Raw genomic sequence first — 15,966 nt, 5'->3', positions numbered from 1 at the left:
CTTTTTTCGCGCGGGAACCAGACGGTGTGAAGTCGCTCACTTGTCCACTCAACCTGGATTCGATAGCCTACCGGTCTGCTACCTTCAAACCGATGGTTTGCTCGGGATCGAACACATGAAGCAGTTCATTGCACTGTTCGTCGCCGCGATCGTTCTTGTCGTGCTGCCCACGATTGCCTCGGCGGACTGTCCGAAAGGCTACGTGCCATGCGGAGAGCGAAGTCAGTTGTGCTGCCCAGGCAAGTAGCAAGCCGCAAATGGCTTTGGCTGGGTAGCGGAGTTTTTGTCGCGATTGCCCTCGTGATGGTCTCGGTCTACGCCGGCTTCCCGCGAAAGAAGCACACGATCACGGCCATCCTCTCCGAGACCGGATATTTCGAAGTGGTACCGCCAAGCACTTTTGGCGGCCCCGGCACGATCAACACGATCGAGTATCTGAGCAACGGCCGGCTGGAGCTGCATCCGACCTGCGACGTCGACCCTACACTCCTGACCGGCAAGATTCAGAGATCGCGGACCGTTGACCGGGACCTGAAGCAGTCGCTCGAGAAGAAGCTCGACGTGTCGGCCCAGGTCAGGGACAAGCTGTCGGCCGTCGCCGGGATGCAGCAGGTCGAGGCGGTCAACCTCAAGCTCGAGAATGCCAACATTCTGCTGATTTCCGACGAGTCGCTGATATCGACCCGGAACGCATTGCTGAAGGCCGAATGCGAGGACGCGATCACCCAGAACGTTTCGAGCGGCGCCGTCGTGTGCCAGACGCGGTCCGTGCTGGAGGCCGACGTCGTCTACGAGATCAAATATCGCAACGCGATTTCGATGGAGGAGAAGGCCAAACTGACATCCGAGATCGCCGCGACGCTCGATCTGGACGTACACGAGGGGGCGGACGACAAGGTGTCCGGCTCTCAACTGTTCTTCGGCATAAGATTGTCGCCAAATCCGATCGTCCTGAAGTCCGCGACGGGCGAGATCAGGCCCTGCACGCGGAGGTAGGATCGGCGCCGCACCCTGCCGTGAACGCAACGCGCGCTCGCCGCGACCAATGGCGGTCGCCGCCGAAGAGCAGGGGAATCGGATGCTGAACGCCCAACAATTGATGTGGACACAGATTGCCGCCGGCATCGCAGTGCTGCTGTTTGGATTGACGCTGTTCAATCTGGTCCGCATGCGGGGCCGGATGCAGGCCGCGCGGAGCTGGGACAGGGTTGAGGGTATCATCACGGTCTCCCGGGTGGACCAGCCGGCGGCGCACGCCTCGGACGATCGGAACGACGCCAAGCCCATCATCCGCTATCGCTATCAGGCCGGCGGCCAGGAGCTGGAAAGCGACAAGATCTTTGTCGGCGGCCCCGCCATCACGACGAGGGTCCTGGCCGCAAAACTGACCGGACGCTACCCGGTCGGTGCCCATGTCGACGTCCATGTCGATCCGAAGCAACCGACCGAGGCGCTGCTGGAGCCTGCTGCCGCGCAGAACGTCGCGGCGCTGGTGGCGTTCACCATGGTGTTCGGCGTCATCGCCGCCACCCTGACCGCGCATTCGTTCGCAGGCCACGTGCTCTACGCCGACAATGGCGTTCCGCTGTTCGCGTTCGCGCTGCCGATCATCGTGCTCGTGGGCGGCGTGTTCTGCGTCGCCGAATATGTCAGGACGCGCCGGCTGGCGAGTGCCAGCCTGCGCTGGCCGACCGCGTCGGGCAGGGTCACGCGCTGCGACGTGATCGAGGAAATCATCGAGGAGAAGACCGACCACGACAACAGACCGACGACTTCAAAGCTCGTCCACCGCTATCAGGTCGACCTGCGCTACGCCTACAGGGTCGGCAAGCGCGACTTCATCGGCACCGAAGTCGATTGGAACGGCGCCATGATCTCCGGGCTGCGCGAGGTCGCCGCAGAGGCCGCGGCGAAATATCGTCCCGGGCAGAGTGTGAAGGTCTATTACGATCCGGACCAGCCGGGACAGGCTGTGCTGGAGCCCGCAAGCCGGGAAGGCGCGCTGGGGCCGCTGATCGGTGCCGCCGTCTGCGCGGTCGTCGGAGGCCTTTTCCTGACAATCCTGATCAAAATTAGATTTGCGTAGCGGCGCCTCTCCCTTCGCCTCTCCCCGCTAGCGGCTGGGCAATCGCATATGACGTCTCAGCGGCGCCTGAGCGAGCGCCTCGTCCTTCGAGACGACCGCTTCGCGGCCTCCTCAGGATGAGGCTCAGCTGCATCCCTCTGCGTTGAAATGCTGCCGCATACTCATCCCTCATCCTGAGGGCCCGCCGCAGGCGGGCGTCTCGAAGGATGGCCGCAGTCGAGCTTCCAGGCATATGCTTCTTCATATGCACTTGCCCTGCCCGCAAGCCGGGAAGGTGCGCTGGGGTCGCTGATCGGTGCCGCGGTCTGCGCGGTCGTCGGAGGCCTTTTCCTGACAATCCTGATCAAAATTAGATTTGCGTAGCGGCGCCTCTCCCTTCGCCTCTCCCCGCTAGCGGCTGGGCAATCGCATATGACGTCTCAGCGGCGCCTGAGCGAGCGCCTCGTCCTTCGAGACGACCGCTTCGCGGCCTCCTCAGGATGAGGCTCAGCTGCATCCCTCTGCGTTGAAATGCTGCCGCATACTCATCCCTCATCCTGAGGGCCCGCCGCAGGCGGGCGTCTCGAAGGATGGCCGCAGTCGAGCTTCCAGGCATATGCTTCTTCATATGCACTTGCCCTGCCCGCAAGCGGGGAGCCCACTGTTGATGCTGCCGCATCGTGCACGCCAAATGCAATTGCCCTGCCGCCCGCGGAGAGAGATTGAAAAAGGCTCACCCCTTCGGCGGCGCCAGTGGCTGTACGATCTCCCGGAACGGCGCCAGCGCCTCGCAAGCGTCGGCATGCGCCGACAGCGCCGGATAGCGCACGACGTCGAACAACTGCGGATGCGCCTCGCGGGTGAAGCGGACGACGCAGGCCACAGCGATGTCGGCGTGGCCGATGCGGTCGCCCAGCCAGTTCGGCGTGGTTACCTTGGCGCGCTCGGCCTCCAGCACGCCGAGCACGTCAACAATCTGCGCCTCGCAACGCTCGACCCACAGCGCAAGCTGCTCCTTCCGCAGCACGCGCTCATAGAGCAGGCTCACCGCCTTGTCGCCGAGGCCGGAGGCGAGCGCGCAGATGCGCAGGTGACGCCGCCGCCCGGCGCCGCCGCGCGGCAGCATCGCCTTCTCGAGTCCCACGAGCTCGTCGAGATAATCGAGGATGATCGTGCTCTCGATCAGCGCCTCGCCATCGTCGAGCACCAGCGTCGGCACGCGGCGCAACGGATTATAGGGCGCGATCTTGTCGGCATCGCCGAAGGTCGACCACGGCCGGTGCTCGAAGGCGAGCCCGTAGAGCCGGAGCGCAATCGCGACGCGGCGGACGAAGGGGGAGTCGTATTGGCCGATCAGGAACATGGCGAGACCTTTCGTCATTGCCGGGCTTGACCCGCCTGCGAGGCCGAAGCCCCTTCGGCGCGGCGAAGGCCCGGCAATCCATCTTTCCCCAGATTAGGAAGCGATGGATGCCGGGATCAAGTCCGGGCATGACAGAGCTGGGCGCAGGTGCACGCATGATGACGCGATTTGCGATGTTAGTCCTTGGAGTCTCCGTGCTCGCCGCCACCACTGCTCACGCGCAGGACCGCCCGATCGGGTTCTCGACCCCGTCGAAAAACATCGTCTGCCAATTTTTCACCGATAACGGTCAAGGCGTCCTCCGCTGCGACACCATGAACCTGGAGACTCGCCCGCGCCGGCGCGGTCACCTCCAGATGGGTGACGACGGCAGCGATCTTCCCGTTGGGCACATCGGAATAGCTGTCGGGGAGGATCACTCAATCCCCCTCGTCGCTCGCCAGCACGCCCTTCACCGCGCGCGCCCAGCCCGCGAGCTTCCGCTCTCTTGTTGCCTGGCTCATGTTCGGCTTGAAGCGATGCTCCAGCCGCCAGTTGTCGGCGAATTTGGTCGGCTCGGGATAGACGCCGGCCTGGAGACCGGCGAGATAGGCGGCGCCGAGCGCGGTGGTCTCCTGAATGACGGGACGATCGACGGGTGCGTCGAGCAGGTCGGCGAGGCGCTGCATGGTCCAGTCCGACGCGGTCATGCCGCCGTCGACGCGGAGCACGACGCTTGCCGTTTCCGAGCTCGGCCAGTCGGCGCGCATCGCGGCCCAAAGGTCAAAAGTCTGGTAGCAGACGCTTTCCAGCGCGGCGTGGGCGAGCTCGGCCGGGCCGGTGTTGCGGGTGAGGCCGAACAGCGCGCCGCGCACGCGCGGATTCCAATAGGGCGCGCCCATGCCGACGAAGGCCGGCACGAGATAGACGCTCTGCATTGAGTCCGACTGATCGGCAAGAGGTCCGGTCTCGGCGGCGTGCTTGATGATGCCGAGGCCATCACGCAGCCACTGCACCGCCGAGCCCGCGACGAAGATCGAGCCTTCGAGCGCGTAGGTGCGTTTGCCGCCGAGCTGATAGGCGATGGTGGTGAGCAGCTTGTTCTTCGAGGCCACCGGCGTGGTGCCGGTGTTGAGCAGGGCGAAGCAGCCAGTGCCGTAAGTGGACTTCATCATGCCCGGTCGGAAGCAGGCCTGGCCGATGGTCGCGGCCTGCTGGTCGCCGGCGATGCCTGAGATCGCGATAGCGCCGCCGAACAGATCGGGCACGGTCTCGCCGAAGCGGGCGGAGGAATCTTTCACCTCGGGCAGCATCGAGCGCGGCACGCCGATGATCTCCAGCAGCTCGTCGTCCCACTGGCCGGTGTGGATGTTGAACAGCAGCGTACGCGAGGCGTTGGTAGCGTCGGTGGCGTGCACCTTGCCGCCGGTGAGGCGCCACAGCAGATAACAATCGACGGTGCCGAACATCAGCTCGCCGCGCGCGGCCCGCGCACGCGCGCCGGGGACGTGGTCGAGAATCCAGGCGACCTTGGTGCCGGAGAAATAGGGATCGATGATCAAGCCGGTCTTTTGCGAGATCACCGGCTCGCGGCCGTCTGATTTCAGTTTGGCGCAGATGTCGGCGGTGCGACGGTCCTGCCAGACGATGGCGCGGTGCACGGCCTGGCCGGTGGCGCGGTCCCACACCACGGTGGTCTCGCGCTGGTTGGTGATGCCGATCGCGGCGATGTCTTTTGCGGTGATGCCGGCCTGCGCGATCGCATCGCGGCAGACCGTCACGGTCGAGGTCCAGATGTCTTCCGGCTCGTGCTCGACCCAGCCCGAGGCCGGAAAATGCTGCGGAAACTCCTGCTGTGCACGGGCGGCGATCGAGATGTCGCCGCGAAAGACGATCGCACGCGAGGAGGTGGTGCCCTGGTCGATGGCGAGGACGAAAGACATGGGAGCTACCTTGGTGTTTCCCGGTGACGGGTCATATGTCGCGCCAAAGGGAGCGGATTAGGACGGGAAGGTCAAGGCTGCCGGAATCGTCTTCACCTCGCCCAGCTTGCGGTCAGCTTGCGGGGAGAGGTCGGAATTCAAGCGCAGCTTGAATTCCGGGCGTGGGGGCCCGAACTCATCGCCAGCCGTATTCCTGGAGACAGCCCCTCACCCCGACGCTCTCCCCGCAAGAGCGGGGCGAGGGAGCAGACCGCTTTACACCGCCGCCGTCGTCACGCCGCCGTCGATGACGATGGTCTGGCCGGTCATGAAGCTCGACGCATCCGAGGCGAGGTAGGCGACTGCGCCCGCGATTTCGTCGGGTTCGCCGATGCGGCGAAGCGGGGTGGTGGCGGTGCGGCGTTTTAGATTCGCTTCGTCTTCCCACAGCGCGCGGGCGAAGTCGGTCTTGACCAGGCCGGGCGCGATGCAGTTGACGCGGACGCCTTTCGGACCCCATTCGCCGGCGAGCGAACGACACAGCGCGAAGTCGGCGGCCTTGGAGATGCCGTAGGCACCGATCACGGTCGAGCCGCGCAAGCCGCCGATCGAGGAGACGATGACGACGGAGCCGCCTCCACGCTCGGCCATTTGCGGGATCGCCAGCGCGGAGAGCCAGATGTTGCTCTTGACGTTCGAGCCCATGATCTTGTCGAAGGCCTCGTCGGTGATGTCGAGCAGCGGGCCGTAATACGGATTCACCGCGGCGTTGCAGACGAGGATGTCGATCTTGCCGTAATGTTTCGTGGCGCCCGCGATCAGCGCCTCGACCTCTTGCTTGCGCGCGATGTTGCAGGGGATGACGGTTGCATCGCCGCCGGCCGCATTGATGCCGTCGGCGACCTCCTTGCAGGCGTCGGCCTTGCGCGAGGAGACCACGACTTTTGCGCCGAGCTTTGCGAGCAGCTCGGCGGAGGAGCGACCGATGCCGCGGCTGGAGCCGGTGACCACGGCGACCTTGCCGGTGAGATCGAACGGGGTGTTTTTCATTGTCGCTGCTCCGTTGATTCCGTTTGCTTCGTCATTGCGAGCGCAGCGAAGCAATCCGGAATCTTTCCACGGAGAAAGCCTGGATTGCTTCGTCGCAAGAGCTCCTCGCAATGACGGCGTGGCGCTTAGATCAACCCGCCACCATCCGCGACGCGGCGCTGGTGGTAGTCGGTGTCGCCGAACGAGTTCTCGATCATGGTCAGGCGCTTGAAGTAATGACCGATCTTCGCCTCCATGGTCATGCCGATGCCGCCGTGGAGCTGGATCGCCTGCTGCCCGACGTACTTCAGCGACTTGCCGATCTGCACCTTGGCGGCGGCGATGGCGTTGGAGCGTTCCTTGGCGTCCTCGAAATCGGCCGCCATGGTCGCGAACATCGACATCGATCTTGCCTGCTCGGCGGCGACGAACATGTCGGAGGCGCGGTGCTGGAGCGACTGGAACGAGCCGATCGCGACGCCGAATTGCTTGCGCGTCTTGATGTACTCGACCGTGGTCTTCAGCGACTCGTCCATCAGGCCGACCGCCTCGGCGCAGAGCGCGACGCGGGCTTCGTCCACGACACGCTCGATCAGCGCGAGCGAATCATCGGGATTGCCAAGCGCCGCATCAGCCCCGACCTCGACACCGGTGAAGGTGATGTCGGCGGCGTGCATGCCGTCCTGGGTCGGGTACGACTTCTTGGTCACGCCCTTGGCGCTCGCCGGGACCATGAACACGCCGATGCCGTTCTTGTCGCGGCGCTCGCCCTTGGTGCGCGCGGTCACGATGAGGGTATCTGCGTTCTCGCCGTTGAGCACGACGAATTTTTCGCCGTCGATGACCCAGCCGTCGCCCTTCTTCTTCGCCGTCGTGGAGACGTCGAAGAGATCGTAGCGCGAGTTCTTCTCGAGCTGGGCGAACGCCAGCGTCTTGCTGCCGTCGACGATGCCGGGCACATGCACGGCCTTCTGCGCATCGGAGCCGGCATGGCGCAGGAAGCCGCCGCCGATCACGACGGTTGCGAGATAAGGCTCGAGCACCAATGCCTTGCCGAGCGCTTCCATCACGATCATGGTCTCGACGCCGCCGCCGCCGAAGCCGCCATCGGCCTCCGCGAAAGGCAGACCGAGCAGGCCCTGCTCCGCGAGCTTGCCCCAGACGGCTTTGCTCCAGCCGCCCTTCTCCCTCATGTACTTCTTGCGGCTCTCGAAATCGTAGGAATCGGTCAAGAGGCCGTCGATGCTTTCCTTGAGAAGCCGTTGCTCCTCGTTCAGATCAAAATCCATGTTCTTTGCTCTCCCGGTATCGATTTCGTCATGCCGGCCTTGTGCCAGGCATCCACGTTCTTTCGGCCGCTAGGCGCGGATGGCCGGGTCAAGCCCGGCCATGACGGTGAGTGCGTGTTAATAGTGTACGATCAAAGCCCCAGCACCGCCTTGGCGATGATGTTGCGCTGGATCTCGTTGGAGCCGCCATAGATCGAGACCTTGCGGTTGTTGAAATAACTCGGCGCGATCTGGGCGGTCCAGTCCATGGCTTCGTTCGAGCCGTCGTCGCCGTGCACGTCGTAGGGCGCGGCGAACGGGCCGATCACTTCCATCAGCAGCTCGGTGGTCGTCTGCTGGATCTCGGAGCCCTTGATCTTCAGGACCGAGGACGCCGGATTGGGCTTGCCCTTGCCGTGCTTGCCTTCGTCGGCGACGACGCGCAACTGCGTGAGCTCGAGCGCCTTGAGCTCGATCTCGCAGGCCGCGAGCTTGTCACGGAAGGCCGCGTCCTGGATGATCGGCTTGCCGCCGGATTCGACTTTGGAGGCCAAGTCGCGGATGCGGCGCAGCCGCTCCTTGGAGACGCCGACCCGCGCGATGCCGGTGCGCTCATTGCCGAGCAGGAATTTTGCGTAATCCCACCCCTTGTTCTCCTCGCCGATCAGGTTCTCGTAGGGAACTTCGACGTCGTCGAAGAACACTTCGTTGACTTCGACGCCGCCGTCGATGGTCTGGATCGGGCGCACGGTGACGCCCTTCGACTTCATCGAGAACACGATGAAGGAGATGCCCATCTGCTTCTTCGCGGTCGCGTCGGTGCGGCAGAGGCAGAAGATCATATCGGCGTGCTGGGCGAGCGTGGTCCAGGTTTTCTGGCCGTTGATGATCCACTTGTCGCCCTTGCGCTCGGCTTTTGTCTTCAGCGAAGCGAGATCAGATCCGGAGCCGGGCTCGGAGAAACCCTGGCACCACCAATCCTCGACATTGGCAATGCGCGGCAAATACTGCTTCTTCTGCTCTTCGTTGCCGAAGGTGTAGATCACAGGGCCGACCATGCTGACGCCGAAGGCGAGCGGCTGCGGCGCCGGATAGGACTGCAGCTCCTCGTTGAAGATGTAGTGCTGCACGGAAGTCCAGCCGGTACCACCATATTGCTTGGGCCAGTGGCTGGTGCCCCAGCCCTTCTTGTTGAGGATGCGCCACCACGTCACCATCTCGTCCTTCGAGAGATGGCGGCCCTCGACCAGCTTGCGCCGCGTATCCGGCGGCACGCTACCGCGGAAGAACTCCCGCACTTCCTCGCGAAACGCCTGCTCTTCTTTCGTGAATGCGAGATCCATCGGATCCTCCTGTGAATTACTGCAAAATCTCAAACAAGCCCGCTGCGCCCATGCCGCCGCCGACGCACATGGTGACGACCGCGTACTTCGCCTTGCGGCGGCGGCCTTCGATCAGGGCGTGGCCGGTGAGGCGCGCGCCCGACATGCCGTAGGGGTGGCCGACCGCGATCGCGCCGCCGTCGACGTTGATCTTGTCAGGGTCGATGCCGAGCTTGTCGCGGCAATACAGGACCTGCACCGCGAACGCTTCGTTGAGCTCCCACAGGCCGATGTCGTCGACCGTGAGGCCGTGACGCTTGAGCAGCCGCGGCACCGCGAACACCGGGCCGATGCCCATTTCGTCCGGCTCGCAGCCGGCGGAGACGAAGCCGCGGAAGATGCCGAGCGGCGTGAGGCCGCGCTTCGACGCTTCCTTGTCGCTCATGATGACGGAGGCGCTGGCGCCGTCCGAGAGCTGGCTGGCATTGCCGGCGGTGACCGAAAAACCTTCACCGCGCACGGCCTTGAGGCCGGCGAGGCCTTCGGCGGTGGTCTCGGGCCGCGGACCCTCGTCTTGCGACAGCGTCACGTCCTTGAGCGAGACAGCGCCGGTCGCCTTGTCGGTCACGGTCATTTTGGTGGTGATCGGCGCGAGTTCGTCCTTGAACTTGCCGCCCTGTTGCGCGGCCGCAGTGCGGCGCTGGCTTTCCAGCGAATATTCGTCCTGCTTCTCGCGCGAGATGCCGTAGCGCTTGGCGACGATTTCGGCCGTGTCGATCATCGGCATGTAGACTTCGCCCTTGATCTCGAGCAGCGCCGGGTCCTGGGCGTGGAAGCTGTTCATCTTGTCGTTCTGCACCAGCGAGATGGACTCGCCGCCGCCGCCGACCGCGATCTCGACGCCGTCAAAAATCACCGAGCGCGCGGCGAGCGCGATCGCCTGGAGGCCCGAGGCGCATTGCCGGTCGATGGTGGTGCCGCCAACGGTGACGGGCAAACCGGCGCGGAGCAGCGCCTTGCGCGCGATATTGCCTCCGGTCGTTCCCTGCTGCAGCGCCGCTCCCATCACGACGTCCTCGACCTCCTTCGGGTCGATCTTGGCGCGCGCGACGGCTTCGCCGATGGCATGGCCGAGCAGGGTCGCACCCTCGGTCGCGTTGAGCGCGCCGCGATATGCCTTGCCGATCGGGGTGCGGGCGGTGGAAACGATGACGGCGTCGGTCAAGAGCGACCTCCTGATACAGGTTGGGTGGCAAGTTGGGCGGATTGTGATGGTTTCTGCTGCTGACGCAACTCGTGGCGCGACAGCTTTCCGACCGGCGTGCGCGGCAGATCGTCGACGAATTCGACCTCGGCCGGCAATTCGTGCTTGCCGAGCTTGCCGGTGAGCTGCGCGCGCAAATCGTCGAGCGAGAACGGCTTTGCGTCCGACTTCAGCTTGATGAAGGCCTTTGCGGCCTCGCCGCGGTACTGGTCGGGAATGCCGAGCACGATCACCTCGTGCACGCCGGCAATGGTGTAGATCGCCTGCTCGATCATCTGCGGATAGACGTTGAAGCCGCCGGAGATGATCATGTCCTTCTTGCGGTCGACCAGGAAGAAATAGCCGTCCGTGTCGACATAGCCGATGTCGCCGGTGAGAAAGCGGCCGTCGGCAAAGGACTCCGCGGATTCCTTCGGCTTGTTCCAGTAGCCCTGGGTGACGTTCGGGCCCCTGATGCGGATCTCGCCGACTTCGCCCGGCGGCAGCACGTTCGTGGAATTGTCGAGCGAGACGACGTCGAGCTCGATGCCGGGCAGCATCAGGCCGATCGAGCCGGGCTTGTCGGGACCTGTGGGCGGATGGCCGGTGCCGGGCGAGCAGGTCTCGGTCATGCCCCAGCCGCTGCGAAGCTTCTTGCCGACCTTGCGCTCGAAGAAATTTGCGATCTCCACCGGAAGCGGCGCGCCCCCGGAGCCGATCGTCGCCAGCGAGGAAAAATCTCGCTTGTCGAGATCGGGAAGGGCTGCGATCGCGATCCACATCGTCGGCACGCCCGGGAAATAGGTCGCGCGCTTGATTTCGATGTCGCGCATTACTGCTTGGACGTCAAAACGCTGATGCAGCGAGATCAGATTGCCGCGGCTGAGCGAGGATAACAGCACGACGGTGAGCGCGTAGATGTGGAACAGCGGCAGCACGCAGATCACGCGCTCGATGGCATCGCCGCGCGTCGCGCGCGACGGCTTGCCCCAGACGTCGTAGATCGACACCGCGGAAGTCAGATTGCCATGGGTGAGCATCGCGCCCTTGGGCAGGCCGGTGGTGCCACCGGTATATTGCAGCAGCGCGACGTCGTCGGCCGTCACGGACGGCCACTGCGCCGGCGCGGTCGCGCCCTCGACGAAGGTCTTGAAGGTGACGATGCGGGGATCAACGGGGATCGCGGCCTGCGGCGTGCCGACCTTGCCCCAATTGTCGTCCTCGCAGACGACCAGGCGATCGATCAACCCCTTCTCCAGGAACTTCAGCGCGGTGGGCAGCAGCGCCGCGAGGTTGGACGTGACGAGCAGGCGCGAGCCGGAATCGGAGACCTTGTGAGTCAGCGCAATCTCGCCGTCGAGCGGGGAGAGATGCGCAACGCGCGCGCCGGCCTTCAGCGCGCCGAAGAAATTGGCGGGGTGATCGGGCGTGTTGCCGAGAAACAGCGCGATGGAGGTGTTCTTGCCGCATCCGGCGCGCAGGAACGCGGCGGCCGCACGCTCCGCCATCGCGGCGAGTTCGGTGTAACTGATCGGACGCTCCCGGAATTCCAGCGCGGTGCGCGGGCCGTACTCGGCGGCGGCTTTTGCCAGCAGGTCAGGCAGCGAGCCCTGGACGATGGTGTCGTCCCAACGCACGCCTTCGGGATAAAACTGTTCGCCGGGATGGGTCATTTCACTTCGTTACTTTGCACTGCCTGAGCAGCGGTTCCACGTAAGGCGGGCACGGACGGAACGGGCTCCCTTCCCCGTTGCGGGGAAGGGTTGGGGAGCGGGGTAGCCACGCACATTGACCTCGCCCGGGGCTCCCTGCCTGACTGTCCCCCGCAAGGGGCGAGGGAACGGAGAGGGCGTCGCCCGGAGCAAATCATCGCGGCCACGGCCAATCCGATCAAGCCGCTTTCGACGCCGCCGCCAGCGAGGCGAAGGTCTTGCCTTCGGCCGCGAGCTTCTTCAGCAGCGGCGCGGGCTCGAGGCTGGGGTCGTTGGTCTCCCTGGCATAGAAGGAGAGACGATCGGCGATGTGCTTGAGGCCGACGCTGTCGGCCCAGAACATCGGGCCGCCGCGGTAGATCGGCCAGCCATAGCCGTAGAGCCAGACCACATCGATATCGGAGGGACGCGCCGCGATGCCTTCTTCCAAAATCTTCGCGCCCTCGTTGATCATCGGGTACATCATGCGCTCGAGTATCTCGTCTTCGCTGACAACGCGCTTCTTGCGGCCCAAACGGAGCAGCGTCTCGTCGATCAGCTTTTCGACCTCGGGATCGGGCAGCGCCGAGCGCGAGCCGGCTTCGTACTTGTAATAGCCCTTGCCGGTCTTCTGGCCGAAGCGACCGGCTTCGCAGAGCGCGTCCGCGATCTCGGACTTGATGCCGCGGTCCTTGCGCGAGCGCCAGCCGATGTCGAGGCCGGCGAGGTCGCCCATCGCGAACGGGCCCATCGGCATGCCGAACTTCGTCACCACGGCGTCGACCTGCTGCGGCAAGGCACCTTCGAACAACAGCTTCTCGGACTGCTTACCGCGCTGGGCGAGCATGCGGTTGCCGACAAAGCCGTCGCAGACGCCGACCACGGCCGGCACTTTCGCAATTTTGCGCGCGATCGAGACAGCCGTCACAAGGGCGTCCGGCGCGGTCTTGTCGGCACGCACGATCTCGCACAGTTTCATGACGTTGGCGGGCGAGAAGAAGTGCATGCCGAGCACGTCCTGCGGACGCTTGGTCGACTGCGCGATCTCGTCGATGTTCAGGTAGGAGGTATTGGAGGCGAGCACGGCACCCGGCTTGACGTATTGGTCGAGCTTGCCGAACACTTCCTTCTTCACCGCCATGGTCTCGAACACGGCTTCGATGACCAGGTCGGCATCGCCCACGTTCTCGATGCCGACGACGCCGTTGATCAGCGCCATGCGCTTGGCGGGCGCATCCGCCGGAATGCCGCCGCGCGCCGCGGTCGCTTCCCAGTTCTTCTGCATGATGCCGAGGCCGCGCTTGAGCTGCTCTTCGCCGGTCTCGATCAGGGTGACGGGCACGCCGGCATTGGCAAACGACATCGCGATGCCACCGCCCATGGTGCCGGCGCCGAGGATGGCGACGCGGTTCACGGGCCGCGACTTGGTGCCTTCAGGCACGCCCGCGATCTTGCTGGCCTCGCGCTCGGCGAAGAAGGCATAGCGCTGCGCCTTGGACTGATCGCTGGCGACGAGCTTCAGGAAGCCCTCCCGCTCCTTCTTCAGACCTTCGTCGAACGGTAGGTCAATGGCGTAGCCGACGGCGTCGGCCGCCGCGAACGGCGCTTCCAGGCCGCGCGACTTCTTGGTCATGGCGGCGACCGCATTGGTGAAGATCGAGCGATCGGCCTTGGCCGCAGCAATCTTGGAATCGTCGTCACGCAGGCGGCGCAGCGGGCGCTTTTCGGCCAGCAGCTTTCGCACGAAGGCTTCGCCTCCGGCAGCCGGGCCCTCGACGATCTCTTCGATCAGGCCGTTTTTCAGCGCTTCCGCCGCACCGATCGGATCACCGCCGACGATCATCTTGACCGCAAGCTCCGGTCCGACCGCGCGCGGCAGGCGCTGGGTGCCGCCTGCGCCCGGCAGCAGGCCGAGCTTCACCTCGGGCAGGCCGAGCTTGGCTTCTTTTACAGCGACGCGAAAATGACAGGCGAGCGCGACCTCGAGGCCGCCGCCGAGTGCGGTGCCGTGGATCGCGGCAACGACCGGCTTCGGCGAATTCTCGATCTCGGAAAGCACGTCGTTGAGGGCGGGCGCCTTCGGCGGCTTGCCGAATTCGGTGATGTCGGCGCCGGCAATGAAGGTGCGGCCAGCGCAGGTCAGCACAATGCCCTTGATCGCGGGATCGGCGATCGCGGCCTTGATGCACTCCAAAATACCGCCGCGAACCCCGGCACTCAGCGCATTGACCGGAGGGCTGTCGACCGTGACGATCCCGACTTCGTCATGACGCTCAAGCTTGACCACTTCGCTCACGATGTCCCTCCTTGCTGGGTAACTTTGTTCGATTTCGCATTGCGGAATTTAATTCCGCATCTTGACGGCAGGGTTATTTTGAAGCACGTGGTTTGTCAACGACTCCGCGCAAGAAGCAGATCAGGGATGAAGCGTACAGGAAAGAAGACCGCGACCGATCGGAATTTCGTCGTCGCGCTTTCCCGCGGACTAGACGTATTGCGCGCATTCCAGCCCAGCGACGGACTTCTTGGCAATCAGGAAATCGCGGCCCGCACCAACCTGCCCAAACCGACCGTTTCGCGGCTGACCTATACGTTGACGAAGCTCGGTTATCTGACGCCGGTTCCCCGCTTCGAGAAGTATCAGCTTGCGCCGGCTGCGATGGCGCTCGGCTACGCGGCGCTATCCAATCTCGGCGTTCGGCATTTGTCCGAACCGTTCCGCGAGGAAATGATGCGCGCGACCGGGGGAGCCGTCGCGATCGGTGGCCGCGACCGCCAAAGCATGATCTATTTCGGGCAAAGCCGCGGCAGCGAGACGGTCGGCGTTCAACTTGACGTCGGCTCCCGAGTGCCGATTGCAACCACCGCGATGGGCCGCGCCTATTTCTGGGCGCTGAACGACGACGAGCGTGCCGAATTGTTGCGCGATCTGCGCGAGCATTACGGCAGCCGCTGGCCCAAGATGCGCGACGGACTGGAACGTTCCGGCGAAACAATCGCGAAACACGGTTTTGCGACTTCGGTCGGCGACTGGCACGACGACATCGGCGCCGCCGGCGTCGCGCTCAAGCTCAATGACGGAACCGGTCCCTACGCATTCAATTGCGGCGCGCCCGCATTCCGCTTCACGGAAGAGCGTTTGATCAACGACATTGGACCGCGTCTGCTTGCGATGGTAAGGAACATCGAAGCGGCGCTCGGGGGTCTGATGCCGCATTCCAAAAAAGACGTCAGCAAAAAGCTGAAATCAGGAGGAAAAGTTGCGCGTGTGGTCGAGGGGATCAGATAGCCTTTGTGATCATCAGGAGCGGTTCGTATCGCCCCTTCGTCCACTCAACAGCGTGGGCGAGACGAGATGACGCAGGCACAGCTCGCGCAGGGGACATCGCCCCTGCTCGCGGTTCGCGACGTCAGCGTCGTGTTCGGCGGCATTGTCGCGCTCAACGGCGTGTCCTTCGACATGCACAAGGGCCAGATACTCGGCTTGATCGGCCCCAACGGCGCCGGCAAGACCACGCTCTTCAACTGCCTCTCCCGGCTCTATCAGCCGTCGTCCGGCGACATCCTGATGGAGGGCGCGAGCATCCTGAAGCGGCCGCCGCACCGGATCGCGGAGATCGGCATCGGCCGCACCTTCCAGAACGTGGCGCTGTTTCCGAACCTCTCGGTGATGGACAATGTCCGCGTCGGCACCCATGCCCGCACCTCCAGCGACATCATCAGTGACTCGCTCCGTCTCGCCTGGATTCGCCGCAGCGAAGCCGACGTCAACAAGAAGGTGCACGAGATCCTCGCCTATCTGAACCTCGAGGATGTCGCCCACACCGTCGTGTCCGGCCTGCCCTTCGGCACGCAAAAACGCGTCGAGCTGGCGCGCGCGCTTGCTGCCGATCCGAAGATCCTGCTGCTCGACGAGCCCGCCGGCGGCCTCAACCACGAGGAAGTCCACGTTCTCGGCGACCTCATTCGCCGCATCCGCGACGAGCGCCACATGACCGTGCTGCTGGTGGAGCACCACATGGGCCTCGTGATGTCGATCGCCGACCACGTCGTCGCGCTGAATTTCGGCAAGAAGCTCGCGGAA

General features: G+C 64.4%; 14 protein-coding genes. 5 read left to right on the top strand and 9 right to left on the bottom strand.

Going from position 1 to position 15,966, the window contains the following annotated elements:
* The first annotated feature begins 115 nt into the window (after positions 1–115).
* The 3 genes from IVB27_RS43030 (at position 116) to IVB27_RS28445 (ending at position 2,086) form a co-directional block, all read left to right on the top strand.
* Positions 116–247 (top strand): hypothetical protein, encoded by a 132-nt coding sequence (locus tag IVB27_RS43030; RefSeq protein ID WP_256467615.1) that lies wholly within the window; start codon positions 116–118, stop codon positions 245–247.
* Between the two features lie 56 nt (positions 248–303).
* Positions 304–996: a hypothetical protein gene (locus tag IVB27_RS28450; protein WP_247446354.1), complete on the top strand. Its 693-nt coding sequence runs from the start codon at positions 304–306 to the stop codon at positions 994–996.
* Positions 997–1,078: 82 nt separating this feature from the next.
* Positions 1,079–2,086: a DUF3592 domain-containing protein gene (locus tag IVB27_RS28445; RefSeq protein ID WP_247446270.1), complete on the top strand. Its 1,008-nt coding sequence runs from the start codon at positions 1,079–1,081 to the stop codon at positions 2,084–2,086.
* Between the two features lie 712 nt (positions 2,087–2,798).
* Here IVB27_RS28445 and IVB27_RS28440 read toward each other — a convergent pair.
* From IVB27_RS28440 to IVB27_RS28400, 9 genes are all read right to left on the bottom strand, one after another.
* Positions 2,799–3,428: a glutathione S-transferase family protein gene (locus IVB27_RS28440; protein ID WP_247446353.1), complete on the bottom strand. Its 630-nt coding sequence runs from the start codon at positions 3,426–3,428 to the stop codon at positions 2,799–2,801.
* Between the two features lie 176 nt (positions 3,429–3,604).
* Positions 3,605–3,847 (bottom strand): hypothetical protein, encoded by a 243-nt coding sequence (locus tag IVB27_RS43820; RefSeq protein ID WP_524536525.1) that lies wholly within the window; start codon positions 3,845–3,847, stop codon positions 3,605–3,607.
* Positions 3,848–5,350 (bottom strand): glycerol kinase GlpK, encoded by a 1,503-nt coding sequence (glpK, locus tag IVB27_RS28430; RefSeq protein WP_247343901.1) that lies wholly within the window; start codon positions 5,348–5,350, stop codon positions 3,848–3,850.
* A gap of 255 nt (positions 5,351–5,605) precedes the next feature.
* A complete protein-coding gene (locus tag IVB27_RS28425; RefSeq protein ID WP_247343903.1) occupies positions 5,606–6,379 on the bottom strand; it encodes an SDR family NAD(P)-dependent oxidoreductase in 774 nt (257 codons plus the stop codon).
* A gap of 125 nt (positions 6,380–6,504) precedes the next feature.
* A complete protein-coding gene (pimD, locus tag IVB27_RS28420) occupies positions 6,505–7,647 on the bottom strand; it encodes a pimeloyl-CoA dehydrogenase small subunit (protein WP_247446269.1) in 1,143 nt (380 codons plus the stop codon).
* 131 nt (positions 7,648–7,778) lie between these two features.
* The gene (pimC, locus tag IVB27_RS28415) at positions 7,779–8,969 is read right to left on the bottom strand and encodes a pimeloyl-CoA dehydrogenase large subunit (RefSeq protein WP_247446268.1); all 1,191 of its coding nucleotides are present in this window, start codon (positions 8,967–8,969) and stop codon (positions 7,779–7,781) included.
* A gap of 16 nt (positions 8,970–8,985) precedes the next feature.
* Positions 8,986–10,173: an acetyl-CoA C-acyltransferase gene (locus tag IVB27_RS28410; RefSeq protein WP_247446267.1), complete on the bottom strand. Its 1,188-nt coding sequence runs from the start codon at positions 10,171–10,173 to the stop codon at positions 8,986–8,988.
* Entirely contained in the window at positions 10,170–11,864 is a 1,695-nt protein-coding gene (pimA, locus tag IVB27_RS28405) for a dicarboxylate--CoA ligase PimA (protein WP_247446266.1), read from the bottom strand. The genes IVB27_RS28410 and pimA overlap by 4 nt, the downstream gene beginning before the upstream one ends.
* Positions 11,865–12,081: 217 nt before the next feature.
* A complete protein-coding gene (locus tag IVB27_RS28400; protein ID WP_247446265.1) occupies positions 12,082–14,178 on the bottom strand; it encodes a 3-hydroxyacyl-CoA dehydrogenase NAD-binding domain-containing protein in 2,097 nt (698 codons plus the stop codon).
* 126 nt (positions 14,179–14,304) lie between these two features.
* Between IVB27_RS28400 and IVB27_RS28395 the strand changes: the two genes are divergently transcribed.
* The gene (locus tag IVB27_RS28395; protein WP_247343920.1) at positions 14,305–15,171 is read left to right on the top strand and encodes an IclR family transcriptional regulator; all 867 of its coding nucleotides are present in this window, start codon (positions 14,305–14,307) and stop codon (positions 15,169–15,171) included.
* Between the two features lie 66 nt (positions 15,172–15,237).
* A partial coding sequence (locus tag IVB27_RS28390) for an ABC transporter ATP-binding protein (RefSeq protein ID WP_247446264.1) occupies positions 15,238–15,966 on the top strand: 729 nt, incomplete at its 3' end.

It is taken from the genome of Bradyrhizobium sp. 197 (assembly GCF_023073375.1).
Lineage (GTDB): Bacteria > Pseudomonadota > Alphaproteobacteria > Rhizobiales > Xanthobacteraceae > Bradyrhizobium.
The sequence above is the reverse complement of the archived record's forward strand: the minus strand, read 5'-3'. Positions and strand labels throughout refer to the sequence as shown.